Source organism: Mesorhizobium sp. B2-2-4 (assembly GCF_006442375.1).
Lineage (GTDB): Bacteria > Pseudomonadota > Alphaproteobacteria > Rhizobiales > Rhizobiaceae > Mesorhizobium.
This window is the reverse complement of sequence record NZ_VFWB01000007.1, coordinates 297,770-315,604: the sequence shown is the minus strand read 5'-3', so window position 1 is coordinate 315,604 and position 17,835 is coordinate 297,770. Positions and strand designations below refer to the sequence as shown.

Here is a 17,835-nt window from a genome sequence, read left to right as displayed (position 1 = left end):
GGATGAGGACCAACGGCGAAATCGAGGACGCGTCAGTGGCGCTTGGCTTGCACCAGATAGGCATCGATCTCGGTCTCGCCGAGCCACTTGGCCGCTTCCAGCCGATGCAGGCCTTCTACCAGGATATGACGCTTGCCGTCGTGACGGACCTGGATCGGCATCTTCATGCCATTTTCCAGAATGTCCTCGGCGAGATGACGGACCGTCTCGGGATGCAGCGTCTTCTTACGCGCCGTCGGCACGTAGATGTCGTCGACCTTGACCTTCTGCACTCTGAGCATGTCGACCCCCCGGGCGGAACGCCGCCTTGTCCTGAGATAGTCGCTTTGTTGACGAGGGCCAAGGGCGTGGCGACGAATAGGGCGGAGGCAACCGGGTTTGTCTGCCGCCGCGCAGTCGATATTGCGTATCAGCCTTTGTAGATACGGTCCTCGAGCGGCGTCTCGGCAATCAGCGCCTGCAGCCCTGATAGCAACGCCTTCTCGGCGCGGTTCATTGCCTTGTCCGGATTGACCAGCAGGAAGATATCGATGGCCGGCGGCGCATCATAGGGCGGCAGCCGCCACAGCGCGCCGTCGGCCACATCGCGCCGCGCCACATGCAGCGGCAGCGGGCCGATGCCGAGCCCGGCGACGATCATGCGCCGCACCTCCTCCAGGCTCGACGAAACGCCCACGACATCGGCGTTCAGCCGTGCTTCGCTACGCAACAGTGCGACCGGCCGCAGCGCATCCGAAATATGGTCGGTCTGGAACGATACTGACGGCTCGTCGCGGAGATCGGCGAGCGTCAGTCCGGTTTGCCCATAGAGCCTGTGCCGCGGCCCGCAAAAGAAGCCGAAGAACTCGCGATAGACCATGTCGTATTGCAGCGCCGGATCGCGCTGGCTGACCAGGCAGACGCCAAACGAAGCACGGCGCTCCCTCACCTGCTTGGCCACTTCGGTGCTTGCCGCGACCGAAATGGTGATGCTGGCGCGCGGATAGTTGCGGTGGAATTCCGACAGCGCCCGATCGAACAGCGGCGAGACCACATGGCTGGCGGTCGCGATCATGACGTGGCCGGTGACATCGTCGCTGATGCCGCGCATCAAGAGCGGCAGCTGCGATATGGTGCCGAACACCTCGATGCTCTGCTCGTAGAGAAGCCGTCCAACCTCGGTGAGCTCGAAGCGCGTCGCATCGCGTTCGACCAGCCGCCGGCCGACCCGGTCTTCCAGCCGCCGCAGCGCATTGCTGACGCTTGGCTGCTTGAGGTTCAGCCTCTCGGCGGCACGCGTGATGCTCTTCACCTCCGCGATGACGACGAATGTCCGCAAAAGGTTCCAGTCCAGATCCCAGACCAGCCGTTCGGGGCGCGGCAATGCCATTCCTGATATCTATGCTCCCTATTTCCATTATCTATTTGCGCAATGCTACCGCAAAGGCAATCATTGCCGTCAGGAGTGCGCCCCAACGCCTCCCAAGAACAAGCCTTCGCGCTCCATCCAGAGGACAGGTTTCAAATGAACAAGGTATTTTCCGGCATTGCCGTCGCGGCGCTGCTGTTTGCGTCTTCCTTCGCTAACGTCTCGGCCAGGGCCGATGACCTCGAGAAGGTCAAGGCGGCGGGCGAATTGAAGATTTCCATGAGCGGGCAGTATCCCCCCTTCAACTTCGTCAACGACCAGAACGAGGTCGTCGGCTTCGACGCCGATATCGGCAAGGCCATCGCCGAGCGTATCGGCGTCAAGGGCACCATCATCACGACCGCCTGGGACGGCATCATCGCCGGCCTGCTCGCCCACAAATACGACACCGTGGTCGGCTCGATGACGATCACGCCGGAGCGTGAGAAGGTGGTCGATTTCGTCGGCCCCTACTATCACGCCGGCCGTGCGGTTTTCGTCAACCAGGATTCCAAGGTGCAGAGCCTCGACGAACTCAAGGGCAAGACCCTTGGCGTGACGCTCGGCGAAACACATGAGAAATGGGCGCGCCAACAGGGCGGCTGGGACCTCCGCACCTATAAGGGGCTGCCGGAATTGCTGCTGGAATTGAAGGCGGGCCGCGTCGACGCCATCGTCGTCGACAACATTCCGGTCATGGTCGCCGTCAAGGAGACCGGCGAGAAGGTACGCAAGCTCGACACGCCGGGTATCGAAGGCGGCAGCGTCGCCATCGGCATCGCCATCCGCAAGGACAATCCCGAGCTCAAGGCCGCCATGCAGAAGGCGCTGGACGGCATGATGGCCGATGGTACCTACGAGAAGATATCGATGCACTGGGTCGGCAGCGACATCCGCTAACTTCGCCAGGCTTCGGCGGTCCAGGCCGCCTGAAGCCGAAAGCCACTGCGCCGGGCCATTCCATGGATTTCTCCTTGATGCAGCGCGTCTTCCCGTTCTTCGTGGAAGCCGCCTTGGTGACGCTGGAACTGACAGCGCTGGCCCTGGTTCTGGGGCTGGCCGTGGCAGCACTTGCCGCGACCGCAAGAATGTCGAGATCGGCGATCCTGCGGGCCGTAGGCACGCTCTATGTGAGCCTGTTTCGCGGCACACCGTGCCTGATCCAGCTCTTCGTGCTCTATTTCGGCGGCCCGCAGATCGGCATCAATCTGGATCCGTTCGCGGCCGGCGTGATCGGCCTCGGTCTCAATATCGGCGCGTATATGGCGGAATCAATCCGGGGCGCGGTGGTGGCGGTCGACCGCGGCCAGACGGAGGCAGCGCGCACGATCGGATTCGGCCGGTTCCAGACCTTGCGCAAGGTGGTGCTGCCGCAAGCCGCCAGGCTGATGATCCGCCCGCTCGGCGTCAACACGGTTGCGCTGCTGAAAGGCTCGGCCCTGGTGTCCACCATCTCGGTCGTGGAATTGACCTACACCGCCCAGCGCTTCATCGGCTCCACCTACAAGCCGTTCGAGATCTTCGGCGTCGCGGCCCTGCTCTACATGGTCATGGTCTATGCCGTCGCCCGTATCGTCGACATGCTCGACAAGCGCTTCGCAATCGTCTGAGGGCGGAAAACGATGCAAGGCCTGGATTTCACAGTCATCGCGCCCTACTGGGATCTTCTGCTGACCGGCGCCTGGTGGACATCAGTGCTGACGGTCTCGGCGGGAGCGCTCAGCTTCGTCGGCGGCATCTTCTTTGCCGTGATCGTACTTTACGCACCGGCAATCCTGGCCTACCCCGTGCGCGCCTTCATGTGGGTGTTCATGGGCACGCCGCTGCTGTTGCAGCTCTTCCTGATCTATTTTGGCCTGGTGCAGGTCGGCATTGACATCCCTGCGCTTGCGGCCGGCATTGTCGGCCTTGGACTGCATTTTGCCGTCTACAATGCCGATGTCATCCGCGCAGGCATCGTGGCCGTCGATGTCGGCCAGACGGAAGGCGCACGCAGCATCGGCTTCGGCAAGTGGCAGACGCTGCGCCATGTCGTGGTACCGCAAGCCATCCGCAACACGGCGCCACCGATCGGCAGCAATTTGATCGCGCTGTTGAAGGAATCCTCCATCGTCTCGGTCATCGGCATTGCCGAGTTGGTTCACTCGGCGCAACTGGCGATCAGCGAAACGTTTCGCCCTTTCGAATTCTACATCACTGCCGCCGCGCTCTACTATATTCTCAACCTCGTGCTCGAAGCGGCCCTGCATCGGTTCGAAAGACATGTGGAGGTTTCCCGATGAGCACGCAGCGGCCAATGGTCGAGGTCCGCGGCGCACGCAAATCGTTTGGCGCCGTCGAGGTCCTCAGAGGTATCGACCTGTCGGTCGAACGTGGGCAGATCGTCGCCATCATCGGCCCGAGCGGCTCCGGCAAGAGCACGCTGCTGCGTTCCATCAATCATCTCGAGAGTTTGAACAGCGGTGAAGTCTGGCTGGACGGCCTGCAGGTCAACCAGAAGCTGCAGGGCCAGGCGTTCGAAAGGCACATCAATAAGGTGCGCCAGCAGATGGGCATGGTGTTCCAGCACTTTAACCTGTTCCCGCATTTGACCGTGATCGAGAACATCACGATGGGGCCGGTGATCCTGAAAAGCATGCCGAAAGCCGAAGCTCGTGCGCTGGCGCTTGAACTGTTGTCCAAGGTCGGGCTCTCCGACAAGATCGACGCCTATCCCTCGCGTCTTTCGGGCGGGCAGAAGCAGCGCGTGGCGATTGCCCGCGCGCTGGCCATGCAGCCCAAGGTGATGCTGTTCGACGAGGCCACCTCGGCGCTCGATCCGGAGCTGGTCGACGAGGTCAACGCGGTGATGAAGCAGCTTGCCGCCGAGCACATGACCATGCTCATCGTAACGCACGAAATGCGCTTTGCCGGCGAAGTGGCCGACAGGGTGCTGTTCATGGATGGCGGCGTGGTAGTGGAAGAAGGCCCGCCGGGCGACATCTTCCGCGCCCCGCAAAAGGAACGCACCCGCACCTTCCTCAAGAAATACCTTTCAGCCTGAGCATGACAATGACCAGATTGACCACTGAATTCCCCGATTTCGGACTGACGCCAGAGCAACGCCGGCACGCGGTGCGCGGACACTACTACGAATGGCCAGGCATGGATGGCGAGCGCGGTGAAATCTGGTGCTACAGCGACCGGTTTTCCTATCGCGCCGGCGAGACAGTGACTCTGCATGTCAGTTCGACGGCTCCGTCCTTCATCATGACGATCGTCCGCGACGGTGGCACCGAGACAAAGGTATTCGAGAAGTCCGGCATTGCGGCGCGTTGGCAGGAAAGTCCAGACCAGTGCTCGGCCGAAGGCTGCGGCTGGGAAGCCTCGTTCGAATTCCGCGTCGGCAGCGACTGGCCGTCCGGCGCCTATCGCGTGACGCTGACCGCGGACGGCCGTGACGGCAAGCCGATCCAATCCTATCATCTTTTCATCGTCGCGCCCCTGCCCGGCAAGAAGCCAGGCCGTGTGCTGCAGGTGGCGGCGACAGGCACCTGGCTCGCCTACAACACCTGGGGCGGCTCCAATCACTACCAGGGCATCACCGGGCCGGGCCGCAACCAGTACTCGCCGATCGTCTCGACGCAGCGCCCCTGGTGCCGCGGCTTTGTCGTGCTCCCCAAGGAGGCGCCGCGCGTGCCGCTGGAGGTCGCGGTGCCACCCAGGACCGTGCCGCGCTATCCTCACATGGAATGGGCGCTTGCGACGGGCCATTCGAAGAAATACGCCTCGTCGGGCTGGGCGAGCTATGACAGCCATTTCTTCCGCTTCGCCGAACGGGCGGGCTACGCCGTCGATCTCGCCAGCCAGCACGATCTGCATTTCTCGCCCGACATTCTCGATGGCTACGACTGCGCCGTCTTTGTCGGCCATGACGAGTACTGGACCTGGGAAATGCGCGATGCGGTCGACAGCTACGTCGAACGTGGCGGCCATGCGGCGCGCTTCGCCGGCAACTTCATGTGGCAGACGCGGCTGGAGGATGAAGGCCGGCGGCAGGTCTGCTACAAATACCGCGCCCGAGCCGAGGACCCCGCCTATCGCGGCGGCGACGTCACCCGCGCCACCAATTCCTGGGAGGCGCCCGAGATCGGCCGGCCGGGTTCGGCGACCTTCGGGCTCAATGCCACACGCGGCCTCTATGCCGGATGGGGCGGTTGCGCGCCACGCGGCGTGCGCGGCTTTCCCGTGTATCGGCCCGAGCACTGGGCCTTTGCCGGAACCGGCATCTACTATGGCGACCTGCTTGGCGCCGACAGCCATGTCTATGGCTATGAGGTCGACGGGCTGGATTTCGAAATCCGCGGCGGCCTGCCCTACCCGACCGCGACCAGCGGCGCGCCGGACGGCTTGCAGGTTCTCGCCGTCGGCATGGCCAGCCAGGTCGAGGAAAGCGGCGATATCCCGATCGAGGATCAGTTTCTCACCGACGAGGATGGTCGCTTCAGCGCCGAGACGCTGTTCGGCGATCGGAGCGACGCCAATCTGGAAAAAGTCAAACGCGGCAACGGCATGATCGTCAATTTCCCGCGCGGCAAGGGCGAGATCTTCCACGCCGGAAGCTGCGAATGGGTCGCCGGCCTGCTGAGGCAGGACCCGATGGTCGAACGCGTTACCCAAAATGTCCTCGATCGTTATCTCGGAAAGTCCTGACATGTCGAAAGCCCAGACCGCCGCCCCGGACACCGAAGCCCGGCGCCAATCGCATCTGTTCTATCTCTCCAGCCTGCGCCGGCCGCTGATCGACCGTGCCGAGGGCATCTATATGTGGACGCAGGACGGCCGCCGCTTCATCGACGGATCAAGCGGCCCGATGGTCGCCAATATCGGTCATTCCAACCGCAATGTGCTCGACGCCATGAAGCGGCAGATGGACCGCGCCACCTTCGCCTACCGGCTGCATTTCGAGAACGAACCGGCAGAAGAGCTGGCGCGTGAGCTGGCCGGCAAGCTGCCCGAAGGCATGGATCGCATCTTCTTCGTCTCAGGCGGCTCGGAAGCGACCGAATCCTGCATCAAGCTGGCGCGGCAGTGGGCGGTGGCCACCGGCCAGGCCAGCCGCTGGAAGGTGATCACGCGCTTCCCCTCCTATCACGGCGGCACGCTGGGTTCACTGTCGATCACCGGCGACTACGCGCTGGCCGAGACCTTCACGCCAATGATGCGGGTGATGCCGACCGTGCCGGCACCGGCGGCCTGGCGCGACCGCGACAATCTCTCGATGGAACAGCGCGGTCTCCGCTATGCCGACATGCTGGAGGAGAAGATCCTGGCCGAGGGGCCGGAGAGCGTGGTCGCCTTCATCATGGAACCGATCGGCGGCGCGGCGACAGCGGCGCTTGTCGCGCCGGACAGTTATTATGGGCGCATCCGCGAAATCTGCGACCGCTACGGCATCCTGCTCATCCATGACGAAGTGATGAGCGGCGCCGGCCGCACGGGAAAATTCCTCGGCGGCGACCATTGGAACTGCAAGCCGGACATCGTCGCGCTATCAAAAGGCCTGGGATCGGGTTACGCGCCGCTCGGCGCGCTGGCGGCGCCGATGCGGCTGGTGCAGCCGCTGCTCGCCTCCGGCGGCTTCCAGCACGGCCATACCTATGCCGGCAATCCGCTCGCCTGCGCCGCAGGGCTGGCCGTGCTCGGCGAAATGGACCGCCTCGACCTGATCGCCAATGCCGCCGCCATGGGCGATGTGCTGATGGACGGATTGCGAGAGCTAGCCAAGCGCTTCCCGTTCATCGCCGACGTGCGCGGCAAGGGCCTGCTCACCGGCGCCGAGATGCTTGCCGATCCCGAAACGCTGCGGCCGATCGACCAGAGCAGGAAGGCGACGCAGCGCCTGCTCGACCTCGCCTATGAGCGCGGGCTGATCATCTATGGCCGCAAGGTCAAGGGCGGTGTCGACGGCGACAATTTCATGGTCGCACCACCGATGATCGTCACCAGCGAGCAGGTCGGCGAGATCATCTCCATCATCGGCGACTCGCTCGAAGTTCTGGCTGCCGAACTCGACCTTCCGGTCGAAGGCCGGGGATAAAACAATGGCGCCGAGAAAGGTCATCATCACCTGCGCCGTCACCGGCTCGGTGCATACACCGTCCATGTCGCCTTATCTGCCGGTAACGCCGGACCAGATCGCGGCGGATGCCATCGCCGCGGCCGAGGCCGGCGCCTCGATCCTGCACTTGCATGCCCGCGACCCAAAAAACGGACGGCCTACGGCCGATCCGGACGTGTTCATGCAGTTCCTGCCGCGCATCAAGCAGGCGACGTCGGCGGTGATCAACATCACAACCGGCGGCTCCTCCCTGATGACGCTGGACCAGCGGCTGGCGGCACCTTTGCGGGCCGAGCCCGAAATGTGTTCGCTCAACATGGGCTCGATGAATTTCGCGCTGTTCCCGATGCTCGACAAGCCAAGGGAATGGCAACACGAATGGGAACCGAAGCTGCTGGAAGCCACACGCGACACGATCTTCAAGAATACCTTCGCCGATATGGAGGGCGTTCTCGAGAGACTGGGCAAGGGCTGCGGCACGCGTTTCGAATTCGAGTGCTACGATGTCGGCCATCTCTATTCGCTGGCGCATTTCCGCGACCGTGGGCTGGTGTCGGGGCCGCTGTTCATCCAATTCGTGCTGGGCATTCTTGGCGGCATCGGCGCCGACCCGGACAATCTCATCCACATGAAGCGCGTCGCCGACAAGCTGTTCGGCGACAGCTACCAGTTCTCGGTGCTCGCCGCAGGCCGCCACCAGATGCCGCTGATCTCGATCGCCGCGGCGATGGGCGGCAATGTCCGTGTCGGGCTCGAAGACAGTCTCTACGACGGCCGCCAGCTAGCGAAATCCAATGCCGATCAGGTGCGCCGTATCCGTGGCATTCTCGATGGACTGTCGCTGGAGGTTGCCACCCCGGCCGAAGCACGCGACATGCTGGCGCTGAAGGGTGGCGACAGGGTAGCGTTTTAATGCGACTGGCTGAGATGATAGTGCTCCGTCACACCTTGGCTCCCTGCTTGCCATGACAAGTCCGGAAAAAATCCTCCTCCGCCCCGGACGAATCGAAGACGTCGAAACCATCCATGGCGCAATTCTGAAGCTCGGCACCCATATCGGCGCGCCCGAAGAAATCGTCTCAACGCCAGACGATCTCAGGACCTGGGGCTTTGGCGAAAGACCTGCCTTCTCGACCCTGATCGCCGAAGTCGATGGCGAATTCGTCGGACTGTGCCTCTATTTCCCGATCTTCTCGACCTGGATGGGGCGGCCCGGCGTCTATGTGCAGGACCTCTATGTCGAGGACCGGTTTCGCGGCCGCAGGATCGGCGAGCGCCTGCTGCGGCGCGTCGCGGCCGAGTGCCGCAAGCAAGGCGGCGCTTATCTCAGATTGTCCGTCGATACCGACAATGAGAGCGCAAAGGCCTTTTATGAACGGCTGGGCATCGCCTGGTCGAGCTACGAGCAGACGCAGAAGATCATCGGCGACGCTTTCTTCGCCTTTGCCGACGCGCCGGAGAAAAAAGAGTGAAAGCCTTCTACGCGCAGGAGCAGAAGCGCCACGACCCCAAGGCTTTCCTTTCCAGCGGCGCCCCGCAGCCCAATCCGGAAAAGCCGGAGCGCGTCGAGAGATTGTTAGCAGGCGCAAAATCGGCCGGCTGCACGATCGAGCGGCCGCGCAATCACGGACTTGGTCCGGTCGCGGCGGTGCACACGCCCGAATATCTCGATTTCCTGGAGCATATCTACACGCGTTGGCAACGCATCGAGGGTGCCTCGGCGGAAGTGATCCCCAACATTCACCCGATCGTGCGCAACGGCTCCTATCCGGCCTCCGCGGTCGGCCAGGCTGGGTACCACATGGCCGACACGGCCTGCCCGATCTCTGGCGAGACCTGGCAAAGCGCGCTGTGGAGCGTCTGGAGCGCGGTCGAGGCGGCGGAAGCGGTGATGGCGGGCGCGCCGGCCGCCTATGCGCTTTGCCGCCCGCCCGGTCACCATGCGTTCGCCGATGTCGCCGGCGGCTTCTGCTTCATCAACAATTCGGCTGTGGCGGCGCAGGTACTGCGCAAACAGGCGGCACGCGTGGCGATCCTTGACGTTGACCTGCATCACGGCAACGGCACGCAAGGCATTTTCTATGCGCGGCCGGACGTGCTCACCGTCTCGCTGCATGCCGATCCGGTGCGGTTTTATCCGTTCTTCTGGGGACATGCCGACGAGCGCGGCGAAGGCCCCGGTCTCGGCTATAATTTCAACTTGCCCTTGCCACGCAAATCCGCCGACGCGGCATTTCTGGAAGCGCTTCAGGTGGCGTTCCAGCGTATCCGCGCCTTCGCGCCCGACGCGCTGGTCGTGGCGCTCGGGCTCGACGCGTTCGAGGGTGATCCGTTCGGCGGGCTTTCGGTGACGACGCCAGGTTTCTCGCGCATCGGCGAAGCCATCGCCAAGCTCGGCCTGCCGACGACAATCGTTCAGGAAGGCGGCTATCTCTGCGACGAACTCTGTGACAACCTCACCGCTTTCCTGACCGGGTTCGGCACCAAGGCATGCTGACAGGTCGAGCTGCGCCTGAGACCTCCATCGGTCAGAGCGAGAGCGGGAAATTTTCCACGCAATGTTTCGATCGGAAAATCCACCATCGTCTCCATCCCGCTGTTATTCCCAGATAATTCAACTTCCGAGTCGATCAAGGACAGGGATTGCCGACCCGCTGATGAATGGCGTCCACTGCCTTCTGCATCTCTTCGGTCCAGACAACCTCCACTGAAGACAGCGCCATTTCCAGCTGCGAAATGGTCGTCGCGCCAATGATGTTCGACGTGACAAAGGGCCGGCTCGATACATAGGCGTTGGCGAACAGCGCCGGCTCCAGGCCGAAGGAGCGCGCCAGCTCGTTGTATTCAAGCTGCGCCTCTGCGGCATTGGGGGTCTCGTAACGCTGGCCGCGGTTGAAGAGCTGCGAGCGCGACCCCTGCGGGCGCGCGCCGTGATCGTATTTGCCCGAGAGATAGCCCTGCGCGAGCGGCGAATAGGCAAGCAGCGAGACCTCTTCGCGATCGCAGACTTCGGCGAGGTTCACCTCGAAGGTCCGGTTGACCAGATTATAGGCGTTCTGGATCGAGGCGACGCGTGGACCAATAGCTTTGTCAGCCTCTGCAATGAAGCGCATGACGCCCCAGGAGCTCTCGTTCGACAGGCCGAAATGACGGATCTTTCCGGCCTTTACCAGCTCATCGAAGACGGCAAGCGTCTCCGCGATCGGCGTTTCACCGGTCGGCGCCCCGACGGAATCAGCGCGGCGCGCCACGGCCCCCACGCGCGTCGGATTGGCGCCCCAAGGTATGTCCCGCTCCGGCCAGTGGATCTGGTAGAGATCGACATAGTCCGTGCCGAGCCTGGCCAACGATTTTTCAACGGCATCGAAGATGTCGGTGCGCACCAGCTGCGACGGCCTGTCGCCGCGAAACCAGCTGTTTGCGGTGCGGCCGACGACCTTGGAGGCGAGTATCACCTTGTCGCGGTTGCCCTTTGCCTTCATCCAGCTGCCGATGATCTTCTCGGTCCGCCCTTGCGTCTCCGCCTTGGGCGGGATCGGGTAGAGCTCGGCAGTGTCGATGAAATTCACCCCGCGCGAAAAGGCCAGGTCCATCTGAGCGTGGCCGTCGGCTTCGGTGTTCTGCTGGCCCCAAGTCATCGAACCGAGGCAGATCTGGGTGACAAGAAGATCGGTCCGACCGAGACGGCGTTTGTGCATGGAAGTGTGCTCCGGCGGGAAAGTTTGCGCGGCTGCGCGGGGAAGGAAGTTTCATCCTACAAGAAAGCAGAGGCGCTCTCCAAGCCTCGGCAAGCCGACTTTTGCGTGAACCAGACTGCGCTAGCGGCGAGCCCCTGCCAGGGCGCGCCGCTTGGCCTCGTCGATCAGCATGTTGGCCACCTGCATGCGGATCATGGCGCGCTGGCGCAGGTGCGGCGCGACGCGATCGGGATGGTTGGAAAAGGCGAAACTGCGGCGCATGCGACCAAAGTCGGCGACAGCCTTAGGCGTGTCCAATCCCAATTCCACGGCAATCGATTCGGGATCGATCGGAGGCAGTTTTTCTTCGGGCCTTGTCTCTTCGCCCGCAAGTGCCAGCTTCGCATGATCGAGCAGGGCCGCGAACTCTGCGGCGAGATCCGCGCCTGCCTCGCGATATTCCGTGGCAAATCCGCTGCCAGAAACCTTGATGCGGCCCGAATGGAGCTCGTCGGCGACGGAAAGATAGTCAAACGGAATGGATGGGCGAGTGGCCGCCTCTTCGCCTCCCCCGTCCTTGTCGGAGGCGACGAAGAGGTCATCGAGCAACGAAGCGAAATCCCGCTTGGCGCTGGTAACGATGTCAGCCTCCCCAGTCTCACGGTGTGTTCGAGACATCCACCTTAGGGTCGGCTCGTTAAAAATGCATGCCGCCGATTTTAACAATTGAAGGTTTACGGGGCCGGACCACGCCGGTCAGTCACAAAAAGCCGGACTGCGGTTGGTGCAGTCCGGAATTCGCCAGAAGCGGCGAGGAAAAACCGGCCATCTGCCAGCGAGAGGGATACGATTCGCGATCTGCGAAAGTTTCAGGCGATGCAGGATCATGGCAGAAAAATTTTGCAGAGCATGGCAGGCATGCAAATGCTGCACTGCACAATCGTCACGAATCCCCTATATTCGGACGCTGGGAGGTCCAACAGGGGCCTGGATTATGGGGTTCTTCACTGAAATGTTCGCGCGGCCACGGCCGCAGGAACATCTGCGTTATCGTGCCGCGCTCGCGCTGCTGCATTCCATGAGCAATGCGGACCGCGCCGACATCGGCATCAAGCCCGCCGATTTCCCGCGCATCGCCCGCGAAATGTCCGTTCGCTAGTTCGGCCAGCCAGGGATATTCCGGCTCCGGACGGGCAACGCCTTGACGACGTGATCCGTCAACGCGAGCCCAGGAACGTTGCCTTGCCCAACGGCACGCCATTATGGCGAAGAATGTCGTAGGCGGTGGTGAGGTGGAAATAGAAGTTGGGCATGGCCAGATGCAGGAGATACTGCAAACCGGCCATCGAGACCTCGCGCCCGCCGAGCCTGACCTCGACAATCCGCTCGTCCGAACCTTCCAGATCGGCCGCGGAGAACGTCGCCAGATGGTCAAGCGTCTTAGCGATGCGCGCATGCAATTCGGCAAAGCTCGCCTCGTTGTCCTCGTATTTGGGAACCTCCCGGCCGGCGAGCCGCGATGGGGCTCCCTTGGCATGGTCGGTGGCGATCTGCACCTGCCTGGTCAAGGCGAACATGTCGGGCGCCAGCCGCGCCGTCAGGAACACCTGCGGGTCGATCTTGCGCTCGCCGGCGTTTTGTTCGGCCGTGGACAGCACGCTGGACAGCGCTTTCAACCGGGCCGAAAACACAGCCACCGATACTTCATACATGGATAGGGTCACGCAATTATCTCCCAGGGCAGTTGAAGCGCCGCGAGCGCGAACTAGCGCCTTCCCGGGCGATTCTTCAAGCGATACCCGCAAGGCGTCACCACGTCGCCGCAATCACCGTGGTAGAATCTCCGTTACCGCGTGGAGATTCCCGATGAGACACGCTTTTCTCGCAGCGACTGCCTTGTTCTCCCTTGCCTCGATCGCCCAGTCGGCACCTGCCGACGAGGCGCCCTACGTCGATGACAGGTCGAGCGCCGAGGCAGTTGTCCGCTCGCTCTACAGTGCCATCAACCGGCATGAATTCGCACGTGCCTGGGGTTACTATGGCGATACCAAGCCGGCCAAGGACTTCGACAGCTTCGTCAAGGGCTATGACGGTACCGACAAGGTGGATGTCAGGACCGGCGCCGTATCCAACGAGGGCGCGGCAGGCAGCATCTACTACAGCGTTCCGGTCGCCATCCAGGCAACCGACAAGAAGGGCGAGGCGAAGGTCTTTGCCGGCTGCTACACGCTGCGCCAGGTCAATGCCCAGATTCAGGCGCCGCCATTCCAGCCGATCTTCATCGACAGCGGAGCGCTGAAGCCGTCGAGCGCGGATTTCGAGCAGGCTGTGCCCGCTAGCTGTGGCGACGGCCCGCCACCTCCGAAGAGGGATGCAGCGCTGGAGCAGGCCAAGAAGGCTTTCCTGGCCAGCTATAGCGACCAATGCGACAAGGATCTCGCGGCCAAGGAGCCGGAGATTTTTTCCATCAAATACAGGGACAAGGATGCGGCGGCCGGCGATCCCGACAAGGAAACGCGCCTGTTCCATTTTTCCTGCTCGGCGGCCGCCTACAATGACAGCTCGATCTACTACATGACCGACGAGGCGAACGGTGTCAGGCAATTGCAGTTCACCGAACCGGAGATGGACATCCGCTACGTGAACAACGACAGCGAAGGCAAGGTCGAATCCATGCACATCGTCGGCTTCCGGACCACTGGCTGGGCGACCAATTCCAGCTACGACCAGGACGCCCACACGATCAGCACCTTCAACAAGTGGCGCGGCGCCGGCGATGCCTCGTCAGCAGGCACCTATCTGTTCCGCAACGGCGATTTTTCGCTCGTCCAGTACGACGTCGACGCTTCCTACGACGGCGAGGAGAACCCGCAGACGGTTGTCGACTACAACACCGCTCCTTGAGCCGTGCGGCGTCCGATCAGGGCGCCTTCGACAGCATCCAGTTCAACGCGCCGCGCCAGTCGACCATGCGGATGGGGGTGCCGTGCGTGCCCGTCTCGAAGCGCACGAAGCGGGTCGGATAGGCTTTCGATTTGGCAATGATGGACCGGAAGAAGGATTCCTGGTTTGCCACGGGAAAGACCACGTCATGGCTGCCCTGACCGAAGAAAACCGGCACGTGGCGCCTGAAGGCTGGGCTGGAGAAGAAACTCTCGTCCCAAAGCGAGCCAAGCAGCAGAAGCCCGTCGATTTGCCCGCCCGTGTCCGTGCGGGCGGCAAGCTTCCAGCACAATGCGCCGCCCATCGAGCCGCAGGCGACGAAGATCTTCGCGCCCGGCGACTGTTGCGCATAGTGATCGATCAGCGCCGCGACCTGTGCCGCGCCCTTGTCGCCAAAATCGGGGAAGTCAGGGCTGAGATAAAGGCCGCCATTGCCTGCCATCAGGTTTTTGATGCGGTTGAAATTGCCGCCGAAGGTGAAGTCATCGATACCTTGCTTGCGGCTGCCGCCCTGCCCGTGCAGGTAGAGCACGATGACGGAAGCCCCTTGCGTCTTGCCTACGGCGATGTGCCGGACGTCGCCGGCATCGGTTTTCAACAGCAGATCCTGCTGCACCTTGCGCACACCGGTATCGGTATACTGCGCATGCACGCGCTTTTCCGGCACCTCGTCGCGCTGGTTGATGTCGCGCATCTCGCGGTAGTCGATCACCGTGTAGTCACCGTTGGTGTCTGACGAGAGCGTAGCGGGATAGGCGAACAGATCGTCCTTGAAGGGTTTTAGTTGGAGAGCAGAGGCCTGGGCAGCAGAAAACAGGAAGAATATCGAAATCAGAAAGGCAGGGAGCGTGAGCACCCCCCTCTGGCCTGCCGGCCATCTCCCCCTCAAGGGGGGAGATTGGCAGTTTCGGTGGCTGCGCCCTTCTGCCGGCCTTCGAGATTGGCGAAAGCCGAAATGATGTCCAATCTCCCCCCTTGAGGGGGAGATGGCCGGCAGGCCAGAGGGGGGTGCGACGGTACGATTAGCCATGCCCAAGGCATGCGTTTTTCGACTTCGCTTTGTCAATCCTGCAGCACGCCGCCGGCGCCCTCAAGCGCCTCGCGGGTGTCGACATCGACGGATGCGCCCTCGCCGATCTCTACATCGACGACGTCAAGTCCTCCGGCTTCGACAAGGTGGCGTGCGCCGGTATCACCTTCGAGATGGGCGACAGCCGGGAACAGCGAGCGCGGCAGAAGTACCGGGTTGCCGCGTTTGCCAAGGTGCGAGGCGCGGACGACCAAATTGCCTCCCGCCCCGCGAAACGCATCGATCAGCCGGTCGAGATCGCCGGTCGAGACACCCGGCATGTCTCCGAGAACGATCATCGCACCGGCGGCATCTCCCGGCAGATAGGCCATACCGGCTTTCAGGGAGGTGGAGAGCCCATCGGCAAAATCGGGATTGTCGGCGAAAGTCACGTCCAGGCCCGATAACGCGCCGCGCACCCGCTCACGCTGGTGGCCGGTAACGACGATCGTGCCCGAAGCTTTCGAGGCGAGCGCACGCTCTGCTGTACGGCGGACCAACGGTTGGCCGTCGAAAAGCGCCATAAGTTTGTTCGGCCCGCCCATGCGGCTCGAACGGCCTGCCGCCAAAAGCACGATCCCGACCTTGAGCCGGCTTACGGCCGGCAGCGGTTCGCGCGGCTGCGGGCGTGTCGGGATTTCCATCAGCAGGCCGCCGACGCCCATGCCGGCGATGTCGGTCGCCGTTACGTCGAGGCCGGCGATCAGCCGGTCGAGCACCCAGTCGAAGCCGTTCTCCTTGGGGCTGCGGGCGCAGCCCGGCGCGCCGATGATCTGCTTGCCGGCGAGCCTGCCGAGCACCAGTAGATTGCCGGGGTCGACCGGCATGCCGGCGCGGATGACAGTACCGCCCGCTTCCTCGATCGCGGCCGGAACGACGTCGGCGAAATCGCTCATGGCCGAAGCGCCGAAGATCACGACCATGTCGTTATCGCGCGCCAGCGAGGCGGCCGCCTCGGCAACCGGCGCAACCTCGTGCGGCGTGCGGCGCTCGGCCGTCAGCCGCCCGCCCGAACGCGCCAGCCGTGCCTCGGTGACGCGCAGCGTCTTGTCGAGCACGCTCGGCTTGACGCCCGGCAAGACGGTCTGGATAACACCGACACGAATGGGCCGATAGGCATTGACGGCAAAGATCTCGCCGCCGGCGCAGATTTCCATGACCGCATCGACCAGCGCCGACCCGACGGCGAAGGGAATGATCTTCACGGTTGCCACCATCTGGCCCTTTTCGACCGGCGCATGCTGGCCAAGCGTGGCGATGGTGATGGTTGGATCGACGGCATTGATGGCGTCGATCATCGCGCTGTTGACGGTGAAGACGCCAGCGGCTTCGGCATGGAGGTTGACCCGCCCCGTCGCGGCAGGCTTGGCCTCTACGTTGCGGTGGCGCATACCGGTCGCGATCCGTTCGGCGGCGGCGTCTTCGCCCAGATCGCCGGGAGAAAGCACGGCCGCGACGACTTCGCTGATGCCCGCCGCTTTCAGCACCCCGACATCCTCTGCACTCAGCCGATGCGCTTTGCGGAAACGTCGCTCGCCGACCGTCGTCGCGTGCGCAAGCACGGCGCCTTCGGCCTGTTCGATAGGAACCGGGCCGAATTTCACGCTGCGGCGTCCCTGGCTTCAAGGCCGCGCGAGCGAAACGCGTGAATGACCTGCGCCAGCACGGCGACGGCGATCTCGGCGGGGCTGGCCGCGCCGATATCGAGACCGATCGGCGCCTGGATGCGACCGATCTGCTCGGAACTGGCGCCCAGCGCCAACAGGCGCTCGACACGCTTGGCATGGGTTTTCCTGCTGCCGAGTGCCCCGACATAGAAGCACCTGGCGTCGAGCGCCGCCTTCAGCGCGAAATCGTCGATCTTGGGATCGTGGGTGATGGCAGCGACTGCCGTGTAGCTGTCGAGTGGCTGTCGTTGCAGGACCTCCTCAGGCCATTCGGCGTGCAAAGCGACATCGGGAAAGCGGTCCGACGTGGCAAAAGCCGTGCGCGGATCGATGATCTCGACTGGATAGCCGGCGATCCTGGCCATTGGCGCCAGCGCCTGGCTGATATGCACGGCACCGATCACCACCAGGCGAGGATGCGGCAGATGCGCGTTGAGAAAAAAGGTCCGCCCTTCCGCTTCGACCGAGCCGGAATTCCCGGTGCGGAACGCCTTGCTGATCGCGGCACCGAGATCGCCGGCGACCGGATCGCCCTCGCGCACGACACGGTCGCGGCCGTCACCAAGATCGGTGACCAGGATCGCGGCGCGGCGCGCGCGGCGCTCGGCGTTGAGTGTTTTCAGCGCATAGGGATCCATCGAAGATCAGCCTAGCCTTTCCACATACACTTTGATGCGGCCGCCGCAGGAAAGGCCCACCTGCCAGGCGGTCTCGTCGGCGACGCCGAATTCCAGCATTCTGGGCTTGCCGGTGCCGATGACGTCCATGGCATCCGTCACCACGGCGCCTTCGACACAGCCGCCCGAAACCGAGCCGTGGAAATTGCCGTCGGCGTCGATGACCAGATGGCTGCCGGCCGGGCGTGGCGCGGAACCCCAGGTCTCGACAACGGTCGCGATGGCGACATCCTTGCCGTCCTTCATCCAGCCTTCCGCGATGATCAGCGGGTCACGGGCCTCGTCGAGATAAATGCTGTCGCTCATCGTTGCTTC

At 63.2% G+C, this 17,835-nt stretch carries 20 protein-coding genes; 11 read left to right on the top strand and 9 right to left on the bottom strand.

Annotated features, from left to right (window positions below):
- Positions 1-32 precede the first annotated feature (32 nt).
- Together FJ959_RS20150 and FJ959_RS20145 are read right to left on the bottom strand one after the other, a co-directional pair.
- The gene (locus tag FJ959_RS20150; RefSeq protein WP_006206067.1) at positions 33-281 is read right to left on the bottom strand and encodes a ParB N-terminal domain-containing protein; all 249 of its coding nucleotides are present in this window, start codon (positions 279-281) and stop codon (positions 33-35) included.
- 128 nt (positions 282-409) lie between these two features.
- A complete protein-coding gene (locus FJ959_RS20145) occupies positions 410-1,369 on the bottom strand; it encodes a LysR family transcriptional regulator (RefSeq protein ID WP_140493763.1) in 960 nt (319 codons plus the stop codon).
- Between the two features lie 135 nt (positions 1,370-1,504).
- On the opposite strand from FJ959_RS20145, the gene FJ959_RS20140 reads away from it, so the two are divergent.
- The 9 genes from FJ959_RS20140 to FJ959_RS20100 all read left to right on the top strand — a co-directional run bounded on the left by FJ959_RS20140 (position 1,505) and on the right by FJ959_RS20100 (position 9,984).
- A complete protein-coding gene (locus tag FJ959_RS20140; protein ID WP_140631666.1) occupies positions 1,505-2,287 on the top strand; it encodes an ABC transporter substrate-binding protein in 783 nt (260 codons plus the stop codon).
- A gap of 62 nt (positions 2,288-2,349) precedes the next feature.
- Positions 2,350-2,997, top strand: coding sequence for an amino acid ABC transporter permease (locus FJ959_RS20135; RefSeq protein WP_140631663.1), 648 nt, complete (start codon positions 2,350-2,352; stop codon positions 2,995-2,997).
- A 12-nt stretch (positions 2,998-3,009) separates the two neighbouring features.
- Positions 3,010-3,669 (top strand): amino acid ABC transporter permease, encoded by a 660-nt coding sequence (locus FJ959_RS20130; protein WP_140631660.1) that lies wholly within the window; start codon positions 3,010-3,012, stop codon positions 3,667-3,669.
- Positions 3,666-4,430 carry an amino acid ABC transporter ATP-binding protein gene (locus FJ959_RS20125; RefSeq protein WP_140631657.1) on the top strand — a complete coding sequence of 255 codons (765 nt, stop codon included), beginning with the start codon at positions 3,666-3,668 and terminating at the stop codon, positions 4,428-4,430. Before FJ959_RS20130 ends, FJ959_RS20125 begins: the two co-directional genes overlap by 4 nt.
- An 8-nt stretch (positions 4,431-4,438) precedes the next feature.
- Positions 4,439-6,079: a N,N-dimethylformamidase beta subunit family domain-containing protein gene (locus FJ959_RS20120; RefSeq protein ID WP_140631655.1), complete on the top strand. Its 1,641-nt coding sequence runs from the start codon at positions 4,439-4,441 to the stop codon at positions 6,077-6,079.
- A 1-nt stretch (position 6,080) separates the two neighbouring features.
- Positions 6,081-7,466, top strand: coding sequence for an aspartate aminotransferase family protein (locus FJ959_RS20115; protein WP_140560997.1), 1,386 nt, complete (start codon positions 6,081-6,083; stop codon positions 7,464-7,466).
- A 4-nt stretch (positions 7,467-7,470) separates the two neighbouring features.
- Positions 7,471-8,400 (top strand): 3-keto-5-aminohexanoate cleavage protein, encoded by a 930-nt coding sequence (locus tag FJ959_RS20110; RefSeq protein ID WP_140560996.1) that lies wholly within the window; start codon positions 7,471-7,473, stop codon positions 8,398-8,400.
- A gap of 52 nt (positions 8,401-8,452) precedes the next feature.
- The gene (locus FJ959_RS20105) at positions 8,453-8,959 is read left to right on the top strand and encodes a GNAT family N-acetyltransferase (protein ID WP_140631652.1); all 507 of its coding nucleotides are present in this window, start codon (positions 8,453-8,455) and stop codon (positions 8,957-8,959) included.
- Positions 8,956-9,984, top strand: coding sequence for a histone deacetylase family protein (locus tag FJ959_RS20100; RefSeq protein WP_140631649.1), 1,029 nt, complete (start codon positions 8,956-8,958; stop codon positions 9,982-9,984). Before FJ959_RS20105 ends, FJ959_RS20100 begins: the two co-directional genes overlap by 4 nt.
- 133 nt (positions 9,985-10,117) lie before the next feature.
- Here the strand turns inward: FJ959_RS20100 and FJ959_RS20090 are convergent, their stop codons facing one another.
- The gene (locus FJ959_RS20090) at positions 10,118-11,185 is read right to left on the bottom strand and encodes an aldo/keto reductase (protein WP_140631646.1); all 1,068 of its coding nucleotides are present in this window, start codon (positions 11,183-11,185) and stop codon (positions 10,118-10,120) included.
- A gap of 120 nt (positions 11,186-11,305) precedes the next feature.
- Positions 11,306-11,773 carry a hypothetical protein gene (locus FJ959_RS20085; protein ID WP_140494990.1) on the bottom strand — a complete coding sequence of 156 codons (468 nt, stop codon included), beginning with the start codon at positions 11,771-11,773 and terminating at the stop codon, positions 11,306-11,308.
- A gap of 277 nt (positions 11,774-12,050) precedes the next feature.
- Here FJ959_RS20085 and FJ959_RS31860 point away from each other — a divergent pair, with 277 nt between their 5' ends.
- Positions 12,051-12,323 (top strand): hypothetical protein, encoded by a 273-nt coding sequence (locus tag FJ959_RS31860; protein WP_181171941.1) that lies wholly within the window; start codon positions 12,051-12,053, stop codon positions 12,321-12,323.
- A 58-nt stretch (positions 12,324-12,381) separates the two neighbouring features.
- Here FJ959_RS31860 and FJ959_RS20075 read toward each other — a convergent pair whose 3' ends face one another.
- Entirely contained in the window at positions 12,382-12,888 is a 507-nt protein-coding gene (locus FJ959_RS20075; RefSeq protein WP_140517685.1) for a DUF1993 family protein, read from the bottom strand.
- 142 nt (positions 12,889-13,030) lie between these two features.
- On the opposite strand from FJ959_RS20075, the gene FJ959_RS20070 reads away from it, so the two are divergent.
- Positions 13,031-14,068: a DUF1176 domain-containing protein gene (locus FJ959_RS20070; RefSeq protein ID WP_140631644.1), complete on the top strand. Its 1,038-nt coding sequence runs from the start codon at positions 13,031-13,033 to the stop codon at positions 14,066-14,068.
- 16 nt (positions 14,069-14,084) lie between these two features.
- Here FJ959_RS20070 and FJ959_RS20065 read toward each other — a convergent pair whose 3' ends face one another.
- From FJ959_RS20065 to FJ959_RS20045, 4 genes are all read right to left on the bottom strand, one after another.
- Positions 14,085-14,933, bottom strand: coding sequence for an alpha/beta hydrolase (locus FJ959_RS20065; RefSeq protein ID WP_140631735.1), 849 nt, complete (start codon positions 14,931-14,933; stop codon positions 14,085-14,087).
- A 236-nt stretch (positions 14,934-15,169) separates the two neighbouring features.
- Positions 15,170-16,780: a molybdopterin-binding/glycosyltransferase family 2 protein gene (locus tag FJ959_RS20055; RefSeq protein ID WP_140631643.1), complete on the bottom strand. Its 1,611-nt coding sequence runs from the start codon at positions 16,778-16,780 to the stop codon at positions 15,170-15,172.
- Positions 16,777-17,481, bottom strand: coding sequence for an XdhC family protein (locus FJ959_RS20050; RefSeq protein WP_140631641.1), 705 nt, complete (start codon positions 17,479-17,481; stop codon positions 16,777-16,779). Before FJ959_RS20050 ends, FJ959_RS20055 begins: the two co-directional genes overlap by 4 nt.
- 6 nt (positions 17,482-17,487) lie before the next feature.
- Positions 17,488-17,826, bottom strand: coding sequence for an XdhC family protein (locus FJ959_RS20045; protein ID WP_140493798.1), 339 nt, complete (start codon positions 17,824-17,826; stop codon positions 17,488-17,490).
- Between the last annotated feature and the right edge of the window lie 9 nt (positions 17,827-17,835).